This window comes from Flavivirga aquimarina, from assembly GCF_030540835.1.
GTDB classification, from domain to species: Bacteria; Bacteroidota; Bacteroidia; order Flavobacteriales; family Flavobacteriaceae; genus Flavivirga; species Flavivirga aquimarina.
Genome location: NZ_JAUOEK010000101.1, coordinates 42,927 through 67,996, shown reverse-complemented (window position 1 = coordinate 67,996; position 25,070 = coordinate 42,927). Strand labels below are relative to the sequence as shown.

27 protein-coding genes are annotated in these 25,070 nt (G+C 31.7%); 10 read left to right on the top strand and 17 right to left on the bottom strand.

Annotated elements, in window-relative coordinates; genetic code table 11:
• Window positions 1-13 precede the first annotated feature (13 nt).
• Window positions 14-1,204 (bottom strand): ADP-forming succinate--CoA ligase subunit beta, encoded by a 1,191-nt coding sequence (gene sucC / locus Q4Q35_RS09040; RefSeq protein ID WP_303277647.1) that lies wholly within the window; start codon window positions 1,202-1,204, stop codon window positions 14-16.
• Window positions 1,205-1,403: 199 nt separating this feature from the next.
• Here sucC and lysA point away from each other — a divergent pair, with 199 nt between their 5' ends.
• The 3 genes from lysA to Q4Q35_RS09025 all read left to right on the top strand — a co-directional run bounded on the left by lysA (window position 1,404) and on the right by Q4Q35_RS09025 (window position 4,318).
• On the top strand, window positions 1,404-2,645 hold the full coding sequence (gene lysA / locus Q4Q35_RS09035; protein WP_303277646.1) for a diaminopimelate decarboxylase: 1,242 nt from the start codon (window positions 1,404-1,406) through the stop codon (window positions 2,643-2,645).
• Between the two features lie 215 nt (window positions 2,646-2,860).
• Window positions 2,861-4,048 (top strand): acetyltransferase domain-containing protein, encoded by a 1,188-nt coding sequence (locus Q4Q35_RS09030; RefSeq protein WP_303277645.1) that lies wholly within the window; start codon window positions 2,861-2,863, stop codon window positions 4,046-4,048.
• Between the two features lie 84 nt (window positions 4,049-4,132).
• Window positions 4,133-4,318: a hypothetical protein gene (locus Q4Q35_RS09025; protein WP_303277644.1), complete on the top strand. Its 186-nt coding sequence runs from the start codon at window positions 4,133-4,135 to the stop codon at window positions 4,316-4,318.
• Window positions 4,319-4,367: 49 nt separating this feature from the next.
• On the opposite strand, the gene Q4Q35_RS09020 is transcribed toward Q4Q35_RS09025, so the two are convergent.
• Window positions 4,368-4,847, bottom strand: coding sequence for a hypothetical protein (locus Q4Q35_RS09020; protein WP_303277643.1), 480 nt, complete (start codon window positions 4,845-4,847; stop codon window positions 4,368-4,370).
• Window positions 4,848-4,851: 4 nt separating this feature from the next.
• The gene (locus Q4Q35_RS09015) at window positions 4,852-6,063 is read right to left on the bottom strand and encodes a C10 family peptidase (RefSeq protein ID WP_303277642.1); all 1,212 of its coding nucleotides are present in this window, start codon (window positions 6,061-6,063) and stop codon (window positions 4,852-4,854) included.
• Window positions 6,064-6,322: 259 nt separating this feature from the next.
• Between Q4Q35_RS09015 and Q4Q35_RS09010 the strand changes: the two genes are divergently transcribed.
• The 3 genes from Q4Q35_RS09010 (at window position 6,323) to Q4Q35_RS09000 (ending at window position 7,778) form a co-directional block, all read left to right on the top strand.
• Window positions 6,323-6,574, top strand: coding sequence for a type II toxin-antitoxin system ParD family antitoxin (locus Q4Q35_RS09010; protein WP_303277641.1), 252 nt, complete (start codon window positions 6,323-6,325; stop codon window positions 6,572-6,574).
• The gene (locus tag Q4Q35_RS09005) at window positions 6,567-6,866 is read left to right on the top strand and encodes a type II toxin-antitoxin system RelE/ParE family toxin (protein ID WP_303277640.1); all 300 of its coding nucleotides are present in this window, start codon (window positions 6,567-6,569) and stop codon (window positions 6,864-6,866) included. The genes Q4Q35_RS09010 and Q4Q35_RS09005 overlap by 8 nt, the downstream gene beginning before the upstream one ends.
• 333 nt (window positions 6,867-7,199) lie before the next feature.
• Window positions 7,200-7,778, top strand: a complete 579-nt coding sequence (locus Q4Q35_RS09000; RefSeq protein ID WP_303277639.1) for a Type 1 glutamine amidotransferase-like domain-containing protein — start codon at window positions 7,200-7,202, stop codon at window positions 7,776-7,778.
• A gap of 176 nt (window positions 7,779-7,954) precedes the next feature.
• On the opposite strand, the gene Q4Q35_RS08995 is transcribed toward Q4Q35_RS09000, so the two are convergent.
• The 4 genes from Q4Q35_RS08995 to Q4Q35_RS08980 form a co-directional block, all read right to left on the bottom strand.
• Window positions 7,955-8,512 carry a DinB family protein gene (locus Q4Q35_RS08995; protein WP_303277638.1) on the bottom strand — a complete coding sequence of 186 codons (558 nt, stop codon included), beginning with the start codon at window positions 8,510-8,512 and terminating at the stop codon, window positions 7,955-7,957.
• A 1-nt stretch (window position 8,513) separates the two neighbouring features.
• Window positions 8,514-8,837, bottom strand: a complete 324-nt coding sequence (locus tag Q4Q35_RS08990; RefSeq protein WP_303277637.1) for a hypothetical protein — start codon at window positions 8,835-8,837, stop codon at window positions 8,514-8,516.
• Between the two features lie 8 nt (window positions 8,838-8,845).
• Window positions 8,846-10,255, bottom strand: a complete 1,410-nt coding sequence (locus Q4Q35_RS08985; protein ID WP_303277636.1) for a M20/M25/M40 family metallo-hydrolase — start codon at window positions 10,253-10,255, stop codon at window positions 8,846-8,848.
• Window positions 10,256-10,493: 238 nt separating this feature from the next.
• Window positions 10,494-11,345 (bottom strand): PPK2 family polyphosphate kinase, encoded by an 852-nt coding sequence (locus Q4Q35_RS08980; RefSeq protein ID WP_303277635.1) that lies wholly within the window; start codon window positions 11,343-11,345, stop codon window positions 10,494-10,496.
• 227 nt (window positions 11,346-11,572) lie between these two features.
• Between Q4Q35_RS08980 and Q4Q35_RS08975 the strand changes: the two genes are divergently transcribed.
• Entirely contained in the window at window positions 11,573-12,340 is a 768-nt protein-coding gene (locus tag Q4Q35_RS08975; protein ID WP_303277634.1) for a hypothetical protein, read from the top strand.
• A gap of 79 nt (window positions 12,341-12,419) precedes the next feature.
• Here the strand turns inward: Q4Q35_RS08975 and Q4Q35_RS08970 are convergent, their stop codons facing one another.
• The 6 genes from Q4Q35_RS08970 to Q4Q35_RS08945 form a co-directional block, all read right to left on the bottom strand.
• Window positions 12,420-13,583: a sigma-54-dependent transcriptional regulator gene (locus tag Q4Q35_RS08970; protein ID WP_303277633.1), complete on the bottom strand. Its 1,164-nt coding sequence runs from the start codon at window positions 13,581-13,583 to the stop codon at window positions 12,420-12,422.
• Between the two features lie 74 nt (window positions 13,584-13,657).
• Complete coding sequence (locus tag Q4Q35_RS08965) at window positions 13,658-14,551, bottom strand: mechanosensitive ion channel family protein (RefSeq protein ID WP_303277632.1); 894 nt, start codon at window positions 14,549-14,551, stop codon at window positions 13,658-13,660.
• 1 nt (window position 14,552) lies between these two features.
• On the bottom strand, window positions 14,553-15,866 hold the full coding sequence (locus tag Q4Q35_RS08960) for an ABC transporter permease (protein ID WP_303277631.1): 1,314 nt from the start codon (window positions 15,864-15,866) through the stop codon (window positions 14,553-14,555).
• 4 nt (window positions 15,867-15,870) lie between these two features.
• The gene (locus Q4Q35_RS08955; protein WP_303277630.1) at window positions 15,871-16,797 is read right to left on the bottom strand and encodes an ABC transporter ATP-binding protein; all 927 of its coding nucleotides are present in this window, start codon (window positions 16,795-16,797) and stop codon (window positions 15,871-15,873) included.
• A gap of 294 nt (window positions 16,798-17,091) precedes the next feature.
• Window positions 17,092-18,210, bottom strand: coding sequence for a molecular chaperone DnaJ (gene dnaJ / locus Q4Q35_RS08950; RefSeq protein ID WP_303277629.1), 1,119 nt, complete (start codon window positions 18,208-18,210; stop codon window positions 17,092-17,094).
• Window positions 18,211-18,219: 9 nt separating this feature from the next.
• Complete coding sequence (locus tag Q4Q35_RS08945) at window positions 18,220-18,771, bottom strand: nucleotide exchange factor GrpE (RefSeq protein ID WP_303277628.1); 552 nt, start codon at window positions 18,769-18,771, stop codon at window positions 18,220-18,222.
• 259 nt (window positions 18,772-19,030) lie between these two features.
• Between Q4Q35_RS08945 and Q4Q35_RS08940 the strand changes: the two genes are divergently transcribed.
• Window positions 19,031-19,816 carry a hypothetical protein gene (locus Q4Q35_RS08940; RefSeq protein ID WP_303277627.1) on the top strand — a complete coding sequence of 262 codons (786 nt, stop codon included), beginning with the start codon at window positions 19,031-19,033 and terminating at the stop codon, window positions 19,814-19,816.
• 42 nt (window positions 19,817-19,858) lie between these two features.
• On the opposite strand, the gene Q4Q35_RS08935 is transcribed toward Q4Q35_RS08940, so the two are convergent.
• From Q4Q35_RS08935 to Q4Q35_RS08925, 3 genes are all read right to left on the bottom strand, one after another.
• Complete coding sequence (locus tag Q4Q35_RS08935; RefSeq protein ID WP_303277626.1) at window positions 19,859-20,764, bottom strand: TIGR01777 family oxidoreductase; 906 nt, start codon at window positions 20,762-20,764, stop codon at window positions 19,859-19,861.
• Between the two features lie 189 nt (window positions 20,765-20,953).
• A complete protein-coding gene (mnmC2, locus tag Q4Q35_RS08930; RefSeq protein WP_303277625.1) occupies window positions 20,954-21,643 on the bottom strand; it encodes a tRNA (5-methylaminomethyl-2-thiouridine)(34)-methyltransferase MnmC2 in 690 nt (229 codons plus the stop codon).
• A 1-nt stretch (window position 21,644) separates the two neighbouring features.
• Window positions 21,645-22,148, bottom strand: a complete 504-nt coding sequence (locus Q4Q35_RS08925) for a DUF4920 domain-containing protein (protein WP_303277624.1) — start codon at window positions 22,146-22,148, stop codon at window positions 21,645-21,647.
• A gap of 94 nt (window positions 22,149-22,242) precedes the next feature.
• Here Q4Q35_RS08925 and Q4Q35_RS08920 point away from each other — a divergent pair, with 94 nt between their 5' ends.
• Window positions 22,243-23,313, top strand: a complete 1,071-nt coding sequence (locus Q4Q35_RS08920; protein ID WP_303277623.1) for a branched-chain amino acid aminotransferase — start codon at window positions 22,243-22,245, stop codon at window positions 23,311-23,313.
• Between the two features lie 203 nt (window positions 23,314-23,516).
• On the opposite strand, the gene Q4Q35_RS08915 is transcribed toward Q4Q35_RS08920, so the two are convergent.
• Window positions 23,517-23,903 carry a pyrophosphohydrolase domain-containing protein gene (locus tag Q4Q35_RS08915; protein ID WP_303277622.1) on the bottom strand — a complete coding sequence of 129 codons (387 nt, stop codon included), beginning with the start codon at window positions 23,901-23,903 and terminating at the stop codon, window positions 23,517-23,519.
• A 570-nt stretch (window positions 23,904-24,473) separates the two neighbouring features.
• On the opposite strand from Q4Q35_RS08915, the gene Q4Q35_RS08905 reads away from it, so the two are divergent.
• Window positions 24,474-24,896, top strand: a complete 423-nt coding sequence (locus Q4Q35_RS08905; protein WP_303277620.1) for a hypothetical protein — start codon at window positions 24,474-24,476, stop codon at window positions 24,894-24,896.
• Window positions 24,897-25,070 lie beyond the last annotated feature (174 nt).

Here is a 25,070-nt window from a genome sequence, read left to right as displayed (position 1 = left end):
GCTTTCGCAAGAATTAAGCTAAAACTTGCTGTACTTTATCTGCAGCTTCTTGAAACTCAGTAGCACTCATAACATCTAAACCAGAATTATCTATTAATTCTTTAGCAATGTCTGCATTAGTCCCCTGTAAACGTACTATAATAGGTACCTCAATATTACCCATATTTTTATAAGCATCAATAACACCTTGTGCTACACGATCGCAACGTACAATACCTCCAAATATGTTTATTAAAATAGCTTTTACAGCTGGATCTTTTAATATAATTTTAAAAGCAGCTTCTACACGCGCTGCATCTGCCGTACCACCAACATCTAAAAAGTTAGCTGGCTCTCCTCCTGCTTGTTTTATTAAATCCATAGTAGCCATGGCCAATCCGGCACCGTTTACCATACATCCAACATTACCATCTAAATCTACATAGTTTAAACCTAGCTCTCCGGCTTCTACTTCAATAGCACTTTCTTCACGCACATCACGCAAATCGATATAGTTTTTATGTCTGTAAAGTGCATTATCATCTATCGTTACCTTAGCATCAACAGCCATGATTTTGTTATCACTTGTCTTTAAAACTGGGTTAATTTCAAATAAAGATGAATCGGATTCAACATATGCCTTATACAAAGCTGAAACAAATTTTGTCATCTCTTTAAATGCTAAACCTGATAAACCAAGATTAAAAGCAACACGTCTGGCTTGAAATGGTAATAAACCAACAGTAGGATCTACTTCTTCAGTAAATATTAAATGTGGTGTTTCTTCTGCCACAGTTTCAATATCCATACCACCTTCTGTAGAGTACATAATCATGTTACGTCCCGTTCCTCTATTTAATAATACCGACATATAAAACTCATCCGTTTCACTTTCTCCGGGATAATAAACATCTTCAGCAACCAAAACCTGATGTACTTTTTTACCTTCGGCAGATGTTTGAGGTGTAATCAAATTCATTCCAATAATCTGACCGGCAATTTCTTCTACCTCTTTCAAATTTTTGGCCAGTTTTACACCGCCTCCTTTACCTCTTCCACCAGCATGAACTTGTGCTTTAATTACATGCCAGCTTGTTCCGGTCTCACTTGTTAATTGTTTTGCAGCATTAACTGCTTCATTAGCATTTTGAGCTACGATACCTCGTTGTATACGTACGCCAAAACTGCTTAATATTTCTTTACCTTGATATTCGTGTAAGTTCATAATTCCAATAATCCTTTAAGAAAAGCAAATGTAAATAATAGCGATTACTTACCCTAATATTTAATAATGAAAACTTACCAACATTTTTGTGATAATCTAAATTGTTAAATAATTAACATATTGTTTGATTTGTATAATTTTTTATTTATTTATTATTTATTTACCCGAATAAAATATCTTTGAAAAAAATTAGAAAATTATGTTAGAAAATCAATTGCTGAAAATTGCACAAGATTTTGGGAGTCCGGTTTATGTATACGATGCTGAAAAAATTGAAAATCAATATAAAAGGCTTACTGATGCCTTTAAAAATGTAAAAAAACTCAAGATTAACTATGCTGTTAAAGCGTTATCTAATATATCTATATTAAAACTCCTAAACACCTTAGGGTCTGGTATTGATACGGTTTCTATTCAAGAAGTCCAACTAGGATTGGCTGCTGGTTTTTTACCTGAACAGATTATTTTTACACCTAATGGCGTTTCTTTATCTGAAATTGAAGAAGCTGCTAAATTAGGAGTTAAAATTAATATTGATAACCTTTCAATATTAGAGCAATTTGGAGCAAAACATCCAAAAACACCTGTATGTATTCGTATTAACCCCCATGTTATGGCTGGTGGCAATAGTAATATATCTGTTGGACACATCGATTCTAAATTTGGGATTTCTATTCATCAGATACCACACATATTACGTATAGTAGAAAATACTAAAATGACTATTAATGGTATTCACATGCATACAGGAAGTGATATTTTAGATATTGAAGTCTTTTTATATGCCAGTGAAATATTATTTGAAACCGCAAAACAATTCAAAAATTTAGATTTTATTGATTTTGGCTCTGGCTTTAAAGTTCCTTATAAACAAGGAGATATTGAAACTAATATAGAAGAATTAGGAAAAAAACTGTCTGCAAGGTTCAACGAATTTTGTAAAAACTATGGAAAGGATTTAACCTTGGCATTCGAACCGGGGAAATTTTTAGTGAGCGAATCCGGAAACTTTTTAACTAAAGTAAACGCTGTAAAACAAACAACCTCAACGGTTTTTGCTCAAGTAGATTCTGGGTTTAATCATTTAGTTAGACCTATGTTTTATGGATCGCACCACGATATTATAAATATTTCCAACCCTAAAGGGCGTGAGCGTTTTTATACCGTAGTAGGCTATATCTGTGAAACGGATACCTTCGGAAACAACAGACGTATTAATGAAATTAATGAAGAAGATATTTTATGTTTTAAAAATGCCGGTGCCTATTGCTTCTCCATGGCTAGTAACTATAATTCCAGATACCGCCCCGCTGAAGTTTTATGGTATAAAAACAAAGCACATTTAATTAGAAAAAGAGAAACTTTTGATGATATAATCAAAAATCAAGTTGAAGTTGATTTTGTTGTTAAAAAAGAAAAGGAAACTACTTTAGCGAAATAGGCGTTATATCTAAATACATTACAGAAATTAATTTTCTGGTTCAATAATAGACCTGCCAGGTTTTAAAAACCTGTCAGGTCTCCCTTCTTTTTAGGTGTTTTGTAAAAGAATATCAATTATCCGGTATAGACCAACAGGTGTTTTTATACAATAAATTTGTTACATTGCGTACACCTTTTATCTATTTAGGCTTTTCCTTTTATTAAAACAAAAAATTGACTCAAGTAAAATCTACTCGAATAGAATCCATCGATATATTAAGAGGTATCGTTATGGTTATTATGGCATTAGACCATGTTAGAGATTATTTCCATTATGGTTCTTTTTTTACAAATCCAACCAATTTAGAAACGACAACTCCTTTTCTATTTTTCACTCGCTTTATAACACATTATTGTGCTCCTATATTTGTTTTTTTGGCAGGTACTTCTGCTTTTTTATATGGCAGTAAAAAAACAAAACCTCAGCTTTTTAAGTTTTTGTTCACCAGGGGGTTTTGGCTAATTTTTCTGGAAATCTTTTTAAACAACTTAATTTGGTGGTTCGACTTAACCTATGGTTTTATTGGTTTGCAAGTTATCTGGGCTATTGGTTTTAGCATGGTAATACTATCTCTTTTAATATACATTCCTAAAAAAATATTACTTGTTATTGGGCTTATACTGGTTGCAGGTCATAATTTATTAGATGGTATAACGATGCAGGGAACAAGTATTAAATCAATAATTTGGTATCTGCTGCATCAATCTAACTTTATTCCCATCAACTCCAACACTATGGTAGCATTTGCATATCCGGTAATTCCCTGGATAGGACTCATGGTATTAGGGTATTGTTTAGGTTCCTTATATAAAAAAGAGTTTGATATTACTATTCGAAAAAAGTGGCTTCTGGTTTTAGGATTTGGTGCTATAGTTTCATTCTTTATTATAAGAGGCATCAATATTTATGGAGACTTAGTGCCGTGGGTCGTACAGGACACCAATACTAAAACAGTTTTGTCTTTCTTTAATGTTACTAAATATCCACCCTCATTAAGCTATTTATTAATAACCATTGGTCCGGCATTACTCTTTTTATATGCTATTGAAACTGTTAAAAACCAAATAACTAACTTCTTTTTGGTATTTGGTCGGGTTCCCTTGTTTTATTACTTCCTTCATGTTTTAGTTATTCATACAGCTGCCGTGTTAGGTTTGGTCATTACGGGAGATGATTGGAGAAGAATGATTTTAAATAATGATGCTTGGCGTACAGGAAATTTGGCTACAAATTATGGGTATTCTCTTTTTGCTGTTTATTTGATTTGGGCAGGGGTTATATTATTACTTTACCCACTTTCTAAAAAATATATGGCTTATAAAGCGAATAATAAGGATTTATGGTGGTTAAGCTACTTATAACTAATGATTATTACAAGTGCCATTTTATTACTGTTTTAACTATCATTTATTGTATCTTTAGTAAACCAGATTAACTCAAAAATTATGAAGCCTTTATTTTTAGTACTATCTATACTAATGGCATTTCCTCTAAATGCCCAAAACTTTACGCCACAAGTCAAAAAATTCATTCTTATAGATACCAGTATCGTTGCAATTACCAATGTAAAAGTTATTGATGGTAAATCCGTACTCCCATTTTATACTCTAAATTCTCATATCGAATTTTAGGAATGGTAATTTCTTCCATCCACTTTTCCTCTTCTTTTCCATTTTCAGATTATTTTCTTAACACAAAATAAGGATCTATTGTATTATCTCCTCGTTGCCATACTTGTTTACCATTTAACCAAATTTCATCTTGCAATATTGAATTTTGAGTTCGGTTTATGTTAACCTCTATAGTGTCAACATCACTATCGTTCCACTGAATATAAGTAATTGATTTACCTGACGTTTCAGAATGATTTAGAGTTATTTTAATCCTATATTCGTTTTCATGTTTATAAATCATAAAGTTTCTTGGGTTATCCAAATTCGGATTATAAACTTCTTGTTTTTCTCCATTGATAACATATAACAATTTAATGTTTGCTACATCCAAATGATTGGGGTTTTCGGGGTTTAATATGTCTTCATTTTGAGAATTAAGGACAGAAAACTCTAAACCAACATCTAAATTATATTGTTCTTCCATTTCATTTGATTTGCCACACGCAAAAAGTAATGTAACTACTAAAATTACTAATGAATTTTTCATAACATTAAGGTATTATGTTATAAATCATTTTTTTGTTATTATTATAGTTTGTAGTACTAGGGCTAAAATTGTTATATGAATAATAGCCATCATAAGCTCCATTCCAACCCCAATTCATATGAAAAACGGGATAAAACGTACCTCCAGTACAATCAGCAAAGTAGTAAGATGTTTGACGATATCCATCACAAACCCACATATGTCCTGTTGAGCCATTATCTCCACTTAAAATAACAGGTCTATTATAATTTAGATTGCTTTTAACGGTGTTATAATTAAAATTTGCCCAAAGCGCAGAAGAATAATTGAATTGGGTTTTTAAAACATTGCCCATATTTGCAGAAGCACTTACTCCAGTTCCATCACAATCATATATAGGATTACCGCTATATACATTACCTATAGCATCATGAATATCTGCAATGAAATTTGCTGTTGTAGTTGTGCCATAGGTTAAAGGCATTGATGACCAATTATAATTAGTAGGGTATTGATGGTATTTCATTACTTGTGCCATAGCAATAGGAACACAGCCTGCAAAAACCTGAAAATTAGCTCCAGTACAATTAATGTATGACAATGCATCATTAAAAGCTCCAGTTTGATACCAGGTTGAGCTTAATAGAGGCCCTACAGTAATAGTTTCAGTATGTTCGTAACATTCAAAAGGTTCTTCTTTTGCTAATATGCTTGAACTTGAACTTGCTATTTCATATTGAACTTGCTTCCAAGCTTGTTTCTCTTTTTCCGATTGTTCGATGTTAGAATTTTGAATATCAGTTATTTGACTTTTAGCATCTTTCATCCAAAGTTTTAATCCAAGAGGATAAGAATCTTCATCAACCTCAAATTTACCGCTCTCAGAATATCCAAGTATTGGTTGGGTTCTTTTATCAGCCGACAAAAGAATATATCCTCCTTCATTATAATTTATCACATAAAACGAGGTTTTTCCTTTTTCATTCCTAACTTCATTAATAGCCTCAATAGTTCTTTTTTCAGATTTAACAGTATTACCTTTACTTGCGCTAGAATTAGTTTTAGTTGCAAAATAAATTTCTTCTGCGATCTCTTTTACTTGAGATAGTTCTACTGAGTTTTCTTGTAAATTAATATTTGAATTTTCTAGTTCATTTAGTTCATTATCCTTCGAGCAGGAAAATATTACTAATAAAATTAAGATAAAAAATGCTGACCGTTTTGTGTGTTTTTTCATGGTTTTAAATATTTAGTTTGATAATGTAATAGTAACTTAATATGTAACTAATTTAATCAATCTATACAACAATCAACTTCGGGAAACCCACAATAATATTAGGGTTTATAGGCAGTTTGTGACATACATTTGGTTTTCCGTAATATTTTTTTAAAATTATTAATACTCATAACCAAGACCATCTGGTGTAATTTGATCACTCAACCCAAAATTTGGACATTTTACCAATTATTGGTATTTTTGAGAAAATACTACTATAATGAGTAAAAACACATCCATATCACTTGGAAACTATTTTGACCAATTTGTACATACCCAAATTTCTGCTGGTCGGTATAAGAATGTCAGCGAAGTAATCAGAGCTGGATTACGACTTTTAGAAAATGAGGAAAGTAAGGTCATTGCTTTAAGAAATGCTATTCAAGAAGGAATCGATAGTGGAATCGCCCACGATTTCGACCCGAAAAAAAATCTTGAAGAATTAAAAGCGAGACGAAAAAAGAATGGCTGAATATAGACTGACTAACAAAGCAGTTGAAGACTTAAATAGAATTTGGGACTATACTTTTGAACAATGGTCTGAAAAGCAAGCGGATAGTTACTACAATATGCTACTTGATAATTGTCAAGAAATTGCAAATAACCCCGATTTGGGCAAAAATCATGATGGAATTACCACAAAATTATTCGGATTTAAAACAAATCGCCACATAATTTTTTATCGAATTTTAGAAAGCAAGCCAGTAGAAATAACAAGGATTTTACATGGAAGAATGGATCTAAAAAACAGAATAACCGAATAAAAAATCATACCCAATATTGATAATCGTTGCACAAACCGTTTGTAAATAATCTTCTTACTTATTGGAATAATTGAACGGGCTTTTGAGATTGGAGAAGTTTATACAGGAACTGACCAAGGTAATGATGCAATAAGGATAAGAATTGCTAAACACTCGGAACTAAATGATGATTGTCCAAATAGTTGGTGCTACCAAGAATTATTATACGTTCCTAGTGAATTCCTAAAATTAATGGACTAAACAATGGTCTTGATATTAAAAAAAACATCTATTTTCCCTTGGCAAATTAATTCCTCTGGAGGACGTTAGTCAGAATAATGAAAAAAATAAAATATGAAATACTACTTGTCATCATATAAATTTGGTAATAAAATTGAAGAGTTAAAGGAATTAATTCCTAAAAACAATAAAATTGGTCATATTAATAATTCAAGAGATTGGGTTGGTTCAGACTCCGAAAGAGCTAACAAAGACCAACAAGAAGAAATTGAATTATTAAATAAAATTGGGTTCAAAGCTGAACCATTAGATTTAAAAGAATACTTCGATAAGACTGACGAACTAAACATAAAACTAACTTCATTAGGAGGAATTTGGGTAAGTGGTGGAAATACATTTGTATTGAGAATGGCTATGAAATTAAGTGGATTTGATGAAATTTTCGAAAAACTAATAAATAGAGAAGACTTCCTTTATGGAGGTTATAGTGCTGGAATTTGTGTTTTATCAGAGTCTTTAAAATCAATCGAAATTGTTGATGACTCAAATAATTTTCCATACAAAGGAATAAATGAACCTATATATGAGGGATTAGGAGTCTTTAATTATTCATTTATGCCACATTATGATTCTGACCATTTTGAGTCAGAAGCAATAGGAAAAGAAATTCAAAAATGTATAGATAACAAATGATTATTTAAAGCTCTAAGAGATGGAGACGTAATAATTGTGAAAAGGTAACTAATAAAATATATGTGTTCATGCCCATAAAAAACGAAACTTGATGGAGCAAGAATGTAAAAGTTTATTAGCTTGTTAAAAATAGAAGTGCTTAAAATGTTGCACAAACTGCTGTAAACAATCTTTACTTATTCCCTAACCTTACCTGTAAAAACACTTACTTTAGAATTAAATGGATTACCAGAAGCACGACGTAGCATGACTACTTGTCCACAATGCCATAAAGCATCTGCTATAGGACCATTAATAATATTCCAAAATGGGAATCTGTCATTATCAAATTGAGACACATCATCCATAGTTCTTAAAATATCTGACGCTTTTTTAAAATTCAATAAGGTTTGCTTTCTTTTTTCCTCAAAAGAGAGATCTTCTTGATCTTTCTTTTTTCCTTGTTCAGATACTGAATTAAGAATGAAATTTGAAAGTCCAAATATATGATCTACCGTCTCTGCACTGGTACGACTAGTTTCACCAGGTTTATATGCTAAGTCTTCACTACGCAAACCTTTTGTAGCCCAATAATAACGAAACCCCAATCCATCTACCATTCTAGAAGCTACTGTTCCTGCGGTGTAACTTTCTGGATGACTCGGTATTTCGTAATAAGGCAACACTTCTTTTTCAGATTGTGCTATTACAAATGTTGATACTAATAAGGTGAAAATTGTGATAAGTCTATTCATTTTATTTTGGTTCTAGTGACATGACATAATCGTAGCTTTCATTTAAATAATGAGCTACATTATCTAAATCTTCTAGCATATGTTCTGGAATTAATACGTAGCCTTTCATGATGGCTCCGTAAGATTTATATATGGATGAGTTAAATGCCTTAATATACTTTTCTTGTACCTCTTTCGAAAATCGAATCCCTATTTCGCAATCTTTATTAAAGAGAGAAAACATGTATCCATTGGCAGAAGTATAAGGCATTGTTTTTCCTTTTCTTTTAAATTTGGAGCATTTGCTTATAAGCTGGTCGTAAATTTTTAATTTTTCCTCCCACATTCTCCTAATTATTTTTTCAATTGGCTTTTCTTTGTTACTGGAACACCATATTTATCAAACAAATAAACCAAAGCTGTCATAGTAGCTGCTCCCAATTCTAATTCGCGTTTATTTACTGCATCAAATGTATCACTACTCGCGTGGTGGTGATCAAAATAGCGTTGTGAATCCGGCCTTAATCCTGCCAAAACATTCGTATTCGTTTTAAGAGGCCCCACATCTGCTCCACTACCGCCTTTTTCAAAATAATGAATTAAATATGGTTTAAAAAGCGGTTGCCAACTTAACACCTGATTAAAACTGGCGTCACTACAATCAAAAGAAAACCCACGAGACGTAAATCCACCTGCATCACTTTCTAAAGCAAATACATGATTTTCTCCTTTTTGTTTTGCAACTTCTGCATATTTTTTTCCTCCTCGTAACCCATTCTCTTCATTCATAAATAATACGACTCTAATACTTCTTTTAGGTTTTATTCCAGTTTCTTTTAATAAACGCAATACATCCATGGATTGTACAACACCTGCACCATCATCATGAGAGCCATCACCTAAATCCCAAGAGTCTAAATGGCCGCCAACTATCATATATTCATTTGGGAATTCACTTCCTGTTATTTGTCCAATAACATTATAGGACAAAACATCTTTTAGTTGTTTACAGTTTTGTTTAAAATAAAATTTCGTGGATTTGTTAAGCTTTAACATGGTACTTAACAAGTCTGCATCATTAGTACTGATAGCTGCAGACGGGATACGTTTTGAAACCGGTAAATCATCATAGGTCATACTTCCTGTATGTGGCAAATCGTCTAATCTTAAATTCATAGATCTCACGATAACACCAACAGCACCATACTTTGAAGCTTCAACAGCTCCTTTGTATCGCTGGTTGACACATCCACCATAAGCTTGAAAAGTGCTAATTAAATCAGCTTGCATAGGTCTGTTAAAGAACACTATTTTACCTTCTACGTTTTCTTTACCAAGCGTTTCTAATTCTTCGAAATTTTTAACCTCTACAACATGTGCTTTTAAACCAAGTGCTGGAGTCGCAACCGAACCTCCCAAAGCACAGATATTAACTGTCGTAGTCTTTCCTTTTTCAGATTCAATAAAAGCATATTCTTTAAAACCGCGTACCCATTTTGGAACCATAACCGGTTGTAACCAGACTTTATCCAATCCTAATTTATCTAGTTCTTCTTTAGTATAAGCTACTGCTTTTTCTGCATTTAAAGAGCCAGATAATCGTCCGCCTATCTGATTAGACAAATAATTTAGCCAATCGTAGCTCTTTCCGTTAGTTAAAGACTGTTTGTAGATTTCTTTAATAACGTTTTCATCTGTTTGAGAACCAGCATTAAAAAATAATAAAAGCGAAAATAATAGAATGGCAGACTTTAAAATCCTCATAGGTTATTTTTTGAAGTTAAAGATAATACTTCTATGAAACTATAAGTCTTACTCAAATATAAAATTACGTTAAAAGTTAATTATATATTGATAGTGGTTACCTCTTTAAAAAATACTTAAAAATCTAATTAAGTATATCATTTGCGAAGGAGTACTGGTCTCGATAGCTATCGGGGTCAGGAACCCTCAGAATAAACGGTTATATTTTAACGCTTTAGACATTTAGTAAATACCCTACTCATTCATTATTAAGTTCTTTTTTATACAATTCCAAATTCGCTTTTATTTCGTCATCCAATTCTGGTTCTTGTATGTCTGTATATTTATTTAAAGCATCGTACATGGTTTTAGCAACTATATAACGTGCCGTTGGTTTATCATCTGCTGGAATAAGATACCATGGTGCATGCGGTTTGGATGTTCTATTTATAGCGTCTTCATAACATACTTGATACTTGTCCCATAGTTTACGTTCTTTTAAATCGCTTGGAGAAAACTTCCAGTTTTTTTCTTGTTTTTCTAAACGACGAAGTAATCTGTTTTTTTGTTCTTCTTTTGAAAGATTTAAGAAAAATTTAAAAATAATGGTGCCATTTTCTGCTATGTGTTTTTCGAAGTTATTAATTTGCTCAAAACGCATATCCCAAAACGCATCATCAATATCGTCTATAGTATTTACAGTTGGAATGTTCTCTCCTAAAATATAACCTGGATGCACTCTTGTTACCAATACATTTTCGTAGTGTGTTCTATTAAAAACACCAAATTTACCTCGAGCTGGCAGTGCTATATAATGTCTCCATAAATAATCATGTTTTAACTCTAATTCTGTAGGTACCTTAAAACTATGAACTTCGACACCTCTTGCATTAAAATCTTTAAAAACTTCTCGTATCAAACTATCTTTCCCAGATGTATCCATTCCTTGTAAACAAACTAAAATGGCATATTTACCATGTGCATAAAGTGTATCTTGTAGTTTTCCTAACTTTTTTCTGATGTTTTTAAGTTCTTTTTCTGCGTTATCAATTATAATTTTAGTTTCAGAATTTTTTAATGATATGCTCTTGGTTACTTTGTAATTGTCCATTCTAAGAAGTTTATATGGTTAAATATATAAAATGCTATCGATTATATCATATTAACTATATCAATATTTATTTCTTACAAATCATAAAATTGAAGTATTTAACTTACAAATAAATTGTTTTAACGATAATTTTATACGTAAAATGCAATTTTATACGACAAAATACATTTTTTTAATAATGTTTTTAATAAATTGCGACCCATATTTATGTTATTAAAACCAAATTTATGAAAAACTATTATTTATTATTGTTTCTATTTTCATCATTAATTATTAATGGTCAAGAGGAATGTGACTATGCGAATTCGTACCTAGTTAGTGCGTATTCTCATGTTAAAGATTCTTATGATTCTAATAATATAAATCATTTACAATATTATGCCAACAGATCTTTAGAATCTTTTAAACATGCTAAAGAAGAATTAAAAGGTTGTAACTGCAAAGCTGCTTTAGAGCTTACAGATAAATGTATTGAGTTATTAGCAAAAGTTGATACTGCTGATACTTTTGAAAATGGTCGTTTTTATGTAAAGCGTGCCAGAGATTATGGTAAAAATAGTGTTATAGAAATTGACAAATGTTCTGCTAATACTCCTTCTAATGATGATAACGGAGATCTTGCTGAAGCTGATAGCCAAGGTAGTGAACTTACTGATTTACAAAATGAACAGCTGAAACTAAAACAACAGCAAGAAGCTTTGAAGCTTAAAGAGCAGCAAATTAAATTAAAATTAGCTGAGCAAAAAGAAAAAGAATTATTAATACAAAAGAAAAAATTAGTGCTTTCTTACGAAAACGCTATTTCGTCTAATATTAATACTTACAATGAAACTTTAAACATTTGTGGATGTATTAATTACAAGCCTTTTAGAGATAATAAATCGTTAGAAGATATGACAGAAAAAAGTGTCAAGGAGGTTAAAGCACATTATATGAATCGTATTAAATCTATGTCTTCCGAATATGTATCACTAATTAATAGTTGTGACGAATAAGTCTTAGACAATCAGATTCAAAAAAATGAGGTTATATGAAAAAATTCATATAACCTCATTTTTTATTTATAAATATATTTTATTTAGAAGCAAATAGCTTTACATCTTCTTCACTTACTTCACTACCTCCAAGAATTATTAAACGTTCTACAACATTGCGCAACTCTCTAATATTTCCTGTCCAATCATAATCCTGAAGTAACTTAATCGCTTTATTTGAAAACGATTTTTTTGCAGTTCCCTGTTCGCCGGCAATCTTATCTGAAAAATAATTTACTAATAAAGGAATATCATCCCGTCTGTCATTTAGGGCTGGTACTTTAATTAATATTACGGCTAATCTATGATATAAATCTTCTCGAAATTTACCGTCTGCAATTTCCTTTTTTAAATCTTTATTAGTAGCTGCAACTACACGAACATTTACTTTAATATCCTTATCACTTCCTACCCGCTGAATACGGCTTTCTTGTAAAGCTCTAAGCACCTTAGCCTGAGCTGACAAGCTCATATCTCCTATTTCATCTAAAAAAATAGTACCGCCATTTGCTGCTTCAAATTTACCTGCTCTGTCTTTAACAGCACTAGTAAAAGCACCTTTAACATGACCGAATAATTCACTTTCAATAAGTTCGCTTGGTATCGCTGCACAATTAACCTCAATCATAGCCCCACTTGCTCTCTCACTTTTTTGGTGCAACCAATGGGCTACTAACTCTTTTCCTGTTCCGTTAGGTCCTGTAATGAGTACACGTGCATCTGTTTGTGCTACTTTTTCAATAATATCTTTTATATGAGAAATAGCTTCGCTTTCTCCTATCATTTCAAAGTTCTTGCTAACTTTCTTCTTTAGTAATTTATTTTCAACTACTAACTCTTTTTTGTCTAATGCATTACGAACTGTATTTAGTAATCTATTTAAATCTGGTGGTTTAGATATGTAATCAAAAGCTCCTAAGCGCATCGTATTTACAGCTGTATCTAAATCACCATGTCCTGAAATCATGACAATAGGAATTTCAGGTTTAATTTTTTTAACTGCTTCTAAAACCTCAACACCATCCATTTTTGGCATTTTAATATCGCAAAGTACCAAATCAAAATCATCATTTTTAATTTTATCAATGCCTTCTAAACCATCGTCAGCTTCTTCTACTTGATAGGAGTCATTTTCTTCTGAAAGAATTTTAATTAGCACACGTCTAATGGCAGCTTCGTCTTCTATTACTAATATTTTTGGCATTTTATCTTATATTAAGGAATATAGATGAAAAAGACATCCATACTCGTATTGTAAATTTATTAAATCTTTCTTCTCTATATCTCTTTGTTCTGGGAAATAACATGTACGTCTCTTTGAGGAAACGGAATACTTATATTGTTTTCCCTAAATATTCTATCTATTGCAAATCTTAAGTCGCTTTTTGGTATGACGGCTTGAAAGCTATCATTTATAGTAACAATTAATTTAAAATTAAGGGAACTATCGGCAAAATCTGTAAAAAGTACCAATGGTTCTGGATACTTTAATACATCTTTATTTTCTGAAGCTACTTGTAAAAGTAACTTTTTTACAAGCTCTACATCGCTACCATAAGCAACCCCTACTGCTACAATTTCTCTGGTTTTGGTTCCATTTTGTGTCCAGTTATATAAACTGTTAGTTAAATATAAATGATTAGGGATTACTAATACTTTATTATCTATAGTTACTGCTCTGGTTGTACGAAGTTTAATTTCTTCAACGCGCCCAACTTTACCTTCCAATTCAATAATATCACCAACATGAACAGATTGATCTACAAGAATAAAAATACCCGAAATAATATCTTGAAATAGTGTCTGCAATGCAAGACCAACACCAATTAATAAACCGGCAGAAGCTGCTAAAATCGCATTTACATTAATACCCGCTGTACTAAACGCTATTAATAATACAATAAGATAAATAAACCAACGTGAAAATGAAAAAACGGTATTAAACTTGGCCTTATCTTCTGTTGGTAACTTACGTGTAACTAACTTATTAATAAAAGAAAGAACAACATTAGTTAATATAAAAAATATACAAACTAAAAGTAAAAAACCTACTGTTATTTTAATGGTAGCTGCTTCATTTTCATAAAGAGCAATTCTGGTAAAATCCGTAAAGACCTCCCATATTGAACTTTTTGTTATAGTTTCTTCTATATCTTCTAAATCTTGATACATATTAATACTTAATCCATTTAATCAATTCTTTATAACTCGGTTTTTTGCCATACATTAAAATACCTACGCGGTAAATTTTTGCTGCAAACCAAACTGTAAACATAAATGTACCAATTAGCAACAATAATGATACCAATTGTTGCCATAAAGGGACTCCAAAAGGAATACGCATGAGCATAACCACTGGAGATGTTAATGGTATAAATGAAAACACAGTTGATACGGTTCCATGCGGGTCTTCTATAACTGTAAAGATACCAATATAAACTGCTAAAATTAAAGGCACCATAATTGGAAATAAAAATTGTTGCGTATCTGTTTCATTATCTACGGCAGCACCAATGGCTGCATATAGTGAACTGTATAACAAATACCCGCATACAAAAAATAGAATAAATGCTATGATAAGATTCATTACAGGTAAATTCTCTAAAGAGGTTTTAAACGATTCGAATAAATATTTAAAATCGATACCTTCTGAAGCCATCTGCATTAACTCTTGTTGTGGTGTTTCTGTTTCAAGTAAATTAACACCTAATACTAATGAAACGATAGTCATTAGAAGTCCTCCAAAAACCATCCAAATAATAAATTGTGTAATACCAGCTAAAGACGTTCCTATAATTTTGCCTAGCATCAATTGCACCGGTTTTACAGATGAGATAATAACTTCAATAATTCTACTGGTTTTTTCCTCAATAACACTCCTCATAATCATATTACCATAAATAATGATGAACATAAAAAGTAAATAGCCCGCAGCTAATCCAAATACTAGTTTAATGATACTATCTACTGTAGATGTTTTTTCTCCTGTAAAACTTTCTTGAGCTATATTGACACTTATTTTTGAAGTATTGATTAATTCAATATCTATATCATTTTTACGAAGTTGTAAATTGGTAAGCTTCTCACCTAATTTAATTTCTAAGTCTGATATAAATGTAATCGATGGAGATTCCTCTGAATAAAATTTGATATGCTTTGATACGGTTTCAATATCATCAAACCTGTCAATGTACAACAAGCCATAAGAATCTGTTTCTTTAGAAATTATTTTTGCTTCTTCTAAAGACATGCCCTCCAGCTTATTGTAGACTGTTGTTTCTGTGCTTTTAAAAACATCTTGTACCAACCCGGACTCGTCTAAAATAGAAATAACGCGTACTTTATCGTTATTTAACTGCGATAAATAGGCAACAAACGCAATAAGTGCTATCATTATAACAGGACTTAGAATGGTCATGATTATAAATGACTTATTCTTAACCTTAGTTAGGTATTCGCGCTTTATTATGAGTGGTAAATGGTTCATAAAATTAATTATTCTTTACTGTTTGAATAAAAATATCGTTGACACTTGGTATTAATTCAACAAAATGAGACAGCTCTCCTTTTGAGGTTAAATAATTTAATAAATCATTAGGGGTATCTGTTTCTGATAGTTTTATATTTAACTTCAACTCATCTTCTAAAGTTTTAAAATTTGCTATTGAAGTTTCAAACTTATTTGCCAATTCTTGCTCTAAACTTTCCTTATTGTTTGTTCGAATACCGACCTCATAAGTATTTATCTTATACTGCCGTTTTACATCAATTAGCTTACCATCAAGAATTTTATTCGATTTATGTATTAACGCAATATCATCACATAGTTCTTCAACAGATTCCATTCTATGAGTAGAAAAAATAACTGTTGCTCCTTCTTCTCTCAAACGTAAAATCTCGTCTTTAATTAAATTGGCATTTATAGGGTCGAAACCAGAAAAGGGTTCATCGAAAATTAAAAGCTTTGGTTGGTGCAATACTGTGACTACAAACTGTATTTTTTGGGCCATTCCTTTTGATAGCTCTTGAATTTTCTTGTTCCACCAATCTCCTATTTCTAAACGTTCAAACCAATATTTTAAGCGCGTTCTCGCTTCTGCTTTACTTAATCCTTTTAATTGAGCTAAGTATAACGCTTGCTCTCCGACTTTCATAGATTTGTAAAGACCACGTTCTTCTGGTAAATAACCAATATCTTTTATATGAATAGGATTGAGTAATTCGCCATCTAAATGCACCTTACCATAATCGGGCATAGTAATTTGATTAATAACTCTTATTAACGTTGTTTTACCTGCACCGTTAGGTCCCAATAAACCAAAGATACTACCTTTAGGAACCGTAATTGACACTTTATTAAGTGCTTTGAAATCTCCGAAGTTTTTAGAAACTTCTTTAACTTCGAGTAAGTTACTCATTACTTATTTTTTAATTGACTTTTGATGTCTGTAAATATATTAAATGTTATAAAGTAACATATAGAATAATACCGTAAAAGGCACTAAAAATAAAATCTACTTTATAAAAAACAAAACCCACCCTTAATAAATTAAGGATGGGAAAAAAATTGCTATGAAAAAGAAAAATTACCACTAAAATAAATTTAGTGATAATTCAAATATAGTTATTTTTTATATATTAATAACAAAACTTTATAAGAACTTGCTACTAGAGGCATAAACTTGCTCCTAATTATCTATAACCTTTTCCTACTAAGAGAACATATCTTTTACTTTTTCAAAAAACGATTTATCCGAACTTTCAGGCTTTGGTGCGAAATGTTCATCTTCTCTCATTGATTCAAAAAATTCTCGTTGTTGTTTATTCAACGTTTTTGGTGTCCATACATTCACATGTACCAACAAATCTCCTTTTCCGTAACCATTTATACTTGGTATTCCTTTTCCGCGTAAGCGCAAAATTTTACCAGATTGTACACCTGCTTCTACTTTTATACGTACTTTACCTGTTACTGTATCAATTTCTTTAGAAGTCCCTAAAACAGCATCTGGATAACTCACGTATAAATCGTAATGCAAATTATCGCCTTCGCGTTGTAATTTGTCATGTACCTCTTCTTCAATAACAACTATAAGGTCTCCAGAAACACCATTGCCCGGAGCTTCGTTTCCTTTACTAGATACTTTAAGTTGCATACCATCTACTACACCCGCAGGTATTTTAATAGATACTGTTTCTTCTGCTACTTTTAAGCCCTGCGAATCTGCATCGCTTGGCTTTTTATCTATAGTTTGTCCTGCCCCACCGCATACATTACACGGAGAAGCTGTTTGCATTCTACCTAAAATAGTATTGGTTATACGCGTTACCTGTCCACTACCATTACATGTCGAGCATGTTTTATAGGTAGTTCCTGGTGCTTGAACTTTACGTTTTACCTTAACTTTTTTCTCTACGCCATTTGCTATTTCTTCTAGAGTTAATTTAACACGAATACGAAGATTGCTGCCTTTTACACGACGTTGACCACCACCGCCAAAACCAGAGAATCCGCCACCGCCAAAGCCGCCGCCAAAAATATCTCCAAACTGACTAAAAATGTCGTCCATATTCATACCACCGCCGCCAAAACCGCTGCCGCCATTTTCAAAGGCTTGATGGCCAAACTGATCGTAACGTGCTTTTTTATCGGCATCACTCAATACCTCATAGGCTTCTGCTGCTTCTTTAAATTTGGCTTCTGCGTTCTTATCATCCGGATTCTTATCTGGATGAAACTCAATAGCCTTCTTTCGGTAAGCTTTCTTTATTTCGGCTGCAGTTGCGCCTTTACTAACTCCTAATACCTCGTAATAGTCTCTTTTAGCCATGTCTATATTTTATTGCCCTATAACAACTTTTGGAAAACGAATGATCTTTTCTCCAAGTTTATATCCTTTTTCAACAACGTCTATAATTTTTCCTTTTAAATCATCACTAGGAGCCGGTATTTGCGTAATAGCTTCATGATCATCTGGATTAAAATCATCGCCTTTTTCAATCTTAACAGCCGACAAACCTTTTTGCTCTAAAGTTTTTACCAACTTTTGATAAATTAATAAAACACCTTTGCGTAACTCTTCTGCCTCTTTGTCTTCTTCTATATGAGTTAATGCACGCTCAAAATCATCAAGAACCGGTAATAGCGTTTTCATGACATCTTCACTTGCTGTCGAAAATAACTCAATACGTTCTTTAGAGGTACGTCGCTTATAGTTTTCAAATTCGGCAAATAAACGTAGAAATTTATCTTTTTCTTGTTTTAATTCTGCTTGAAGCTTTTCTTCTACAGTTTGCTCCTCGACACTTTGCTCCTCAACTTCAACAGTTTCGTTTTGTACACCTTCTATTGGGTCGTTTTCAATATCGTTAGTTTTATCTTTCTTACTCATTATTGCATTTAAATTTTTATACAAATACTAAATTTAGTTGGCAAAAGTACTGCCAATATTACAAAAATGTCATAATGTCATTAAATATTTTAAATTTATTTGTACACCTCATTTTTGCAACGCTATTTGAATACGGGACATTATTTATTTTAAAATTACTTTGTAAAAACTGAGCTGTTTTTACTTGTAAGAAAAATATACTAAATTGCATAACCTCTTTTTACAACCAAAGAGTATAAACCGTATAAACCTAACTAAAATGAATGACAAACAAAGCATAACAATGAAATGGGTACTATTCTGGGTATTCATAATATTTTATATAGTCATTACATCATTAACAATTCTCGCTTTATTTTTTGATTTTGGTAATTTAGCATCAAATTTTAAAACGCCTCTTTTTGCAACTTTTATAGTGGAAACAGGTGTTGGTATAATCATGCTTTTTTATTCTCTTTTTAAATTAAAAAAAGAGCCAAAAGATAAGCCTTTTCCTAAAATTGATTCTGAAATTGTTAGTAATTTAGAAGTTGTTAATGACTCTCCTCTTGGAACTGAAATTTCGTTAAATAAACCTGTTAATTTACTTGAGTCTTATAAAAGTGAAATAAACTCTTTGCTAACCTCAAATAAATTTCTAAAACAATTTAACCCTGCCATGATGGTATTCACATCTAAAGATGAGAGTTATAACGAATTTCGTCCAACTGTTGTACTACAACTAGATAAAAACCCTTTGATTGATTTGAACATGACATTATCTGATTATATGGATAGTACATTTTCTCTAACAAAGGATATGCAAAATATTGTTGGAAAAAGACAAGTTAGAGTAGGAACCAATATTGCAACGCAATGGTATAAAATTAATATGAAAAATGTAATGGGAATTAAAATTGACACTGATTACATCTTTACCCAATTTCAAAAAATAGTTGTTTCTGACGATTTTATAGGTATCATTACAATTTCTTATGGAGATGAAACGAAACCAAAAGATGTTAAAATTTTACAAGATTTGTTCAGTGAATTTGGAATACAATAATGTTTCCATTTAAAACAACCTTCTAACAATACGTTTAAATCTTTACTCTAACAAGGCTTCTAAGGCTGGGCGTAAATGGTGATACTTAAAATGAAAGCCTTTATTTTCTATTTTTTTAGAACTGACCCGCTGACTTTCAAATAATAATATATGCATTTTACCTAATACAAATCTTAAAAATAATTTAGGAATATTTGGTAAAAACAATGGTTTGCGCATTACACTAGCTATGGTTTTTGTTAGTTCTTTATTTGTAACAGGGTTTGGAGCTACGCCATTATAAATACCTTTTAAGTTATTTTCTAAAACATATAAAAAGATATTAGCCAAATCTTGAATATGAATCCAAGACTGCCATTGTGTACCGCTACCTAAAGCTGCCCCCAATCCTACTTTTATAGGTTTAATTATTTCTTGTAATGCACCGCCTTTTTTAGATAAGACCAAACCGATTCGTATTTTAGAAACAACTATATTCAGTTTAGAAAATGCATCTACTTCCTGCTCCCATGATTGTACTACTTCACTTAAAAAAGAATTGCTAAAATCTTTAGAGTCTTCTTCATAATAATTAATTAATGAACTTGAATACACTCCAATAGCACTTGCAGAAATGACTTGTTTTATGGTATGGCTCTCTCCTTTTAAAGCATTTATTAATAACTGGGTTGTTATTTTTCTGCTAGATAAAATGTCTTTTTTATAAGATGGAGTCCAACGTTTAGACACTGTTGCTCCTGCTAAATGAAAAATAGCGTCAATATTTTTAAAACAATTGGTATCTATATCCTGAGTTGTAGGATTCCAATAAAACCCCTGATAGCTTTCTGTTTGAACTATTTTAGAACGCCTGGTCGTTAAATAATTAACCGAAATACCTTCTCCCTGACAAAGTTTTACAATCTCCTGCCCTATTAAACCTGTCGCACCTGTTATTAAAACTCGCATTTTCTTTTTTTATTAAAGTTACAAAAAGACATATCCGTATGCTAATGATTTATATTAGGTTTAACAATCTAAATAAGTATTTATAGGTCTTAAAATAATACTTAAAGCATCTTTTTGGCTCTAAGCATTCAACTCCGTTGAATGTCACGCTTCCTTACAGGCGCGTAACATTTGGATGAATCCTAATGCTCAAAGCCTTTTTGTGGCTCTGAGCATTTCACGTTTACCAGGAGGTCCAGGTAGTCGTTCAACTTTAAAACCGACAGATTCCATAGCACGCCGTACACTCCCTTTTGCTGAATATGTTACCAGTACACCTCCTACTTTTAATGCCCGATACATGTTTAAGAATATAGATTCTGTCCATAATTCGGGTTGTACTCTGGCTCCAAAAGCATCAAAATATATAATATGATACTTGCTTTTTTCTTTAATTTCTGAAAAAAAACGATGCTGTTTTTCTATTGTAAAATTTTCAGTAATAACATGCTTTTCTTCCCAAGAAACTTCGTGTAGTTTTTTAAAATAGGCTTCTTTAGCTTTTACCTGTAATGTTGTCGGGTAATTTAATTGGTTAATTTCATCCATTAAAACAGGATAGCCTTCTACCCCAAAATAGTTAACAGTGACACCTAATTTCTCCACTTCTAATAACGAAATAAAAGCATTTAATCCAGTACCAAAACCAATTTCTAGGATGGATATGTTTTTATGTGATTTTGAAACGAGTTCAGCATGACAAAAATGATGCAAACCATGTTTTATAAATACATGATAGGCTTCCTGTATCGCACCATGTTTAGAGTGATATTGCTCGTTCCAATCGGGTAAATGAATGGTTGAAGAACCATCGGCGGTTATTACTACTTCTCGTTTCAAATTATTGTTTTAATAAAACTCCATCAGCTTCAAACGAGTAAGTTCGTTTGGGTTGCGTAATAGCTGCTATTTCTTCGGTAGATTTATCTGCGTCTTCGGCATAATGTTTCAACTCATCAACTGACACTTCTTTTACATAGGCTTTTCCATTTACTATTACTTCTTTTCCGGTTATATCTTTAGGCACAAAGAAACCATAATCTTTAAATTTCACCATAACTTCGTTGCCGTCTTCTAAATTTAAAGTCATCCAACAGCCTTTTGCCTGACATACACTGTTTACTTTAGCTATCATTTTAGAATTAATAGAGTCTCCTGTACTCATAGTTTTATAATGCTTGGCCATAGATGTAGCCATAATCGCATCATCTGCAATAATCTTTTTCCCAAATGATGTGTATGCAATATCTTCTGTTTTAGGTGTTATTTTTAGTTGTTCTTCATTTTTATTTTTGCAAGAATTTAACACTAAAACACATATAATTACTAAGGTAATCGGCTTCATATTATTAATATTTTAATTTTAAACGATTTATATAAATATACCGTTTTTTTAAAAACGTTTTTACTTAAATTTGTGATATCAAATAAACTAGACCATGAATACTATAATCAATAACATAGAGATTATAAAAACCAAAACTACTAAAATTAATGATGTAGATTTTGGTAATTTAAAATTTGGGCATGTATTTTCAGATCACATGCTGGAATGTCATTTTAAAGACGGTAAATGGCAAGCACCTAAGGTCGTTCCTTATCAAGCTATTAGTTTAGATCCGTCTGCTAAGATTTTTCATTACGGTCAATCTGTTTTTGAAGGTATGAAAGCTTATAAAGATGCGAATGATGATGTCTGGTTATTTCGCCCTATAGATAATTTTAAACGTTTAAATATTTCATCTAAGCGTTTAGCTATTCCAGAGTTACCGGAAAATTATTTTATGGATGGGCTAAAAACGTTATTACAAGTTGATAGTGAATGGATTCCTAAACAAGATGGAAGTTCCTTATATATAAGACCTTTTGTTTTTGCTTCCGGTAATGGTTTTCATGCCTCTCCTGCCGATGAATACACTTTTATTATTGCTACTGCTCCTTCCGGTTCTTATTTTTCTGGAAAAGTAAAGGTTTTAATTGAAGAAAAATACTCACGTTCTGCAAATGGTGGTGTTGGTTTTGCTAAAGCTGGCGGTAATTATGCCGGACAATTTTATCCAACGCAATTGGCTATAGATAAGGGGTATCAACAAGTTATTTGGACCGATGATAATACCCACGAGTATATCGAAGAAGCCGGAGCCATGAATATTTTTGTTCGTATAAACGATACTCTAATTACCGGGCCAACTAGTGATAGAATTCTGGATGGTATTACACGTAAAAGTATTATTGAATTGGCTGAAGCTGAAGGTATTTCTGTTGAAGTTAGAAAACTAACGGTACAAGAGGTTGTTTCTGCTGCTAAAGATGGTTCTTTAAAAGAAATGTTTGGAGCAGGTACTGCTGCTGTTATTTCTCCAATTGCTGGTTTTGGTTATAAGGATACTGATTATGATTTACCAGAATTAGATGATACATCGTATGCCAATTCTTTAAAGAAACGCATTACCGATATTCAAACAAATAAAGCTGAAGATCCTTTTGGTTGGAGGTATAAAGTTGAATAAACTTATATATATTTATTGTTCATCTTTATAAATTAAAGCTTAAAACACTTAAATGTCTGTTCGAGCCTTTCGTCTGCCCGTCCGGCAGGCGAACGCTCAAGACAGGCTAAAGTCGAGAACTTTTTCAATATCTTAACTATTAAAACATTCTCGACTACGCTAGATGAGACAATTTTTGTTTCTAACACTTTTAGAAACCTATTTTATTTATCTAATATCGATTCAATATTAGGCTTAAAATAATTGGGGCCTTTAAGTACTTTCCCATCTTCTCTATAAATAGGTTGTCCGTCTACTCCCAATTTACTCATATTACTACGCTGTATTTCATCAAACACTTCTTCAATTTTATATTGCATGCCATGCTCTATAATCGTACCACATAAAATATAAAGCATATCTCCCAACGCATCAGCTACTTCAACTAAATCATTAGTATTGGCAGCTTCTAAATACTCTTCGTTTTCTTCTTTCATTAAATTGAAACGAAGCGTATTTTTCTCTTTTCCTAAATCTGCTTTAGGCGATTCCCTATGGCCAATTTTAAATGCCGTATGAAATGCTTTTACGGCTTCTATTTTGTTTTTCATAAATACTTTTTTGTCATTCTCACTTGGCCACTGAGCGTAGTCGAAGTGACCAAGTGGGAATCTCATCATTATTAATTAAATTTGCATAAAAATAACTATATGTTTAGTAAAGGTCAAATCATTTTCGGAGTTTTATTTTTTATTGTCTTTGCTATTATAATAGGGTTTACCTACCGAAAAGATTTAAAACTACATAAACGCTTTTACTCTGGCAGTATATGGGTGCTTTTAGCTTTTATAGCTTTCATTTTATTTATAGTAACTATAAAATTCTTCTTCAAATAACACTTTAACTGATTTTTTGTCTTTTGTCAATTATTGTATTTTTAAGTGGGCAATCTGTTTCAGATATTTGGCTAATAAAACTAATACTTCTAGATATGCACAACCAAATTTATTATTAATCAATTTATTACAAATTCTATGAAATTATTTAAAACATTATTTGCATTAACTATTTTTTAAATTCTAGTATTTTCTTGTTCGTCGGATGACAATAATGGCAATGAAAATGAGCAATTAGCGAACGAGTAAAATCAACAGGAAGAAGTTCCTGTACCTCTTGCTAATTTGAATTCTGATATTTCTATTGATGGAGCAACACAAAATCAGGGAACGCCTCCAGCTCCTAATAGTAATCTAAACCTTGAATTAAATTCAAATCAAGCTGAAGCTTTTCAAAATACCGGTTTTAATTTAAAATTTTCAACAACTGAAACAAATATAGCAGGAGCTTATTTATTATTCAAAGATTCTGATGATAACACTGCTTCTGGGCATTTTGATATATCGGTTTCTAGTTTTAATACTAATAAATCTGTTGATATAAAAACTAACAAATCTCAAAAAAATAGAGGGCCATTAAAATCTAACAAAACCCTAATAGATGGTGAGTATGAAATTGATGTAGATTTGAAGACTCTTTCCCAGCTGGGCAGTTTTGTGCAGATTTATGTATTTATGATTCAGAAAATAACATTAGTCAAATTGTAACAATTTGTGTAGAAGTTGAAGCATGGGGTGGTAACGCTTCTATTGTTGGTGAATGGGTTTTTGATAGAGGTCAAGGAGAAAATGCTGAAGAAACAGAAACTATTGAGTGTGAAAACGAAGAAACAATAACTGTTGAAAGTTATATCGATGAATCTGTATGGACATTAGTTCTTA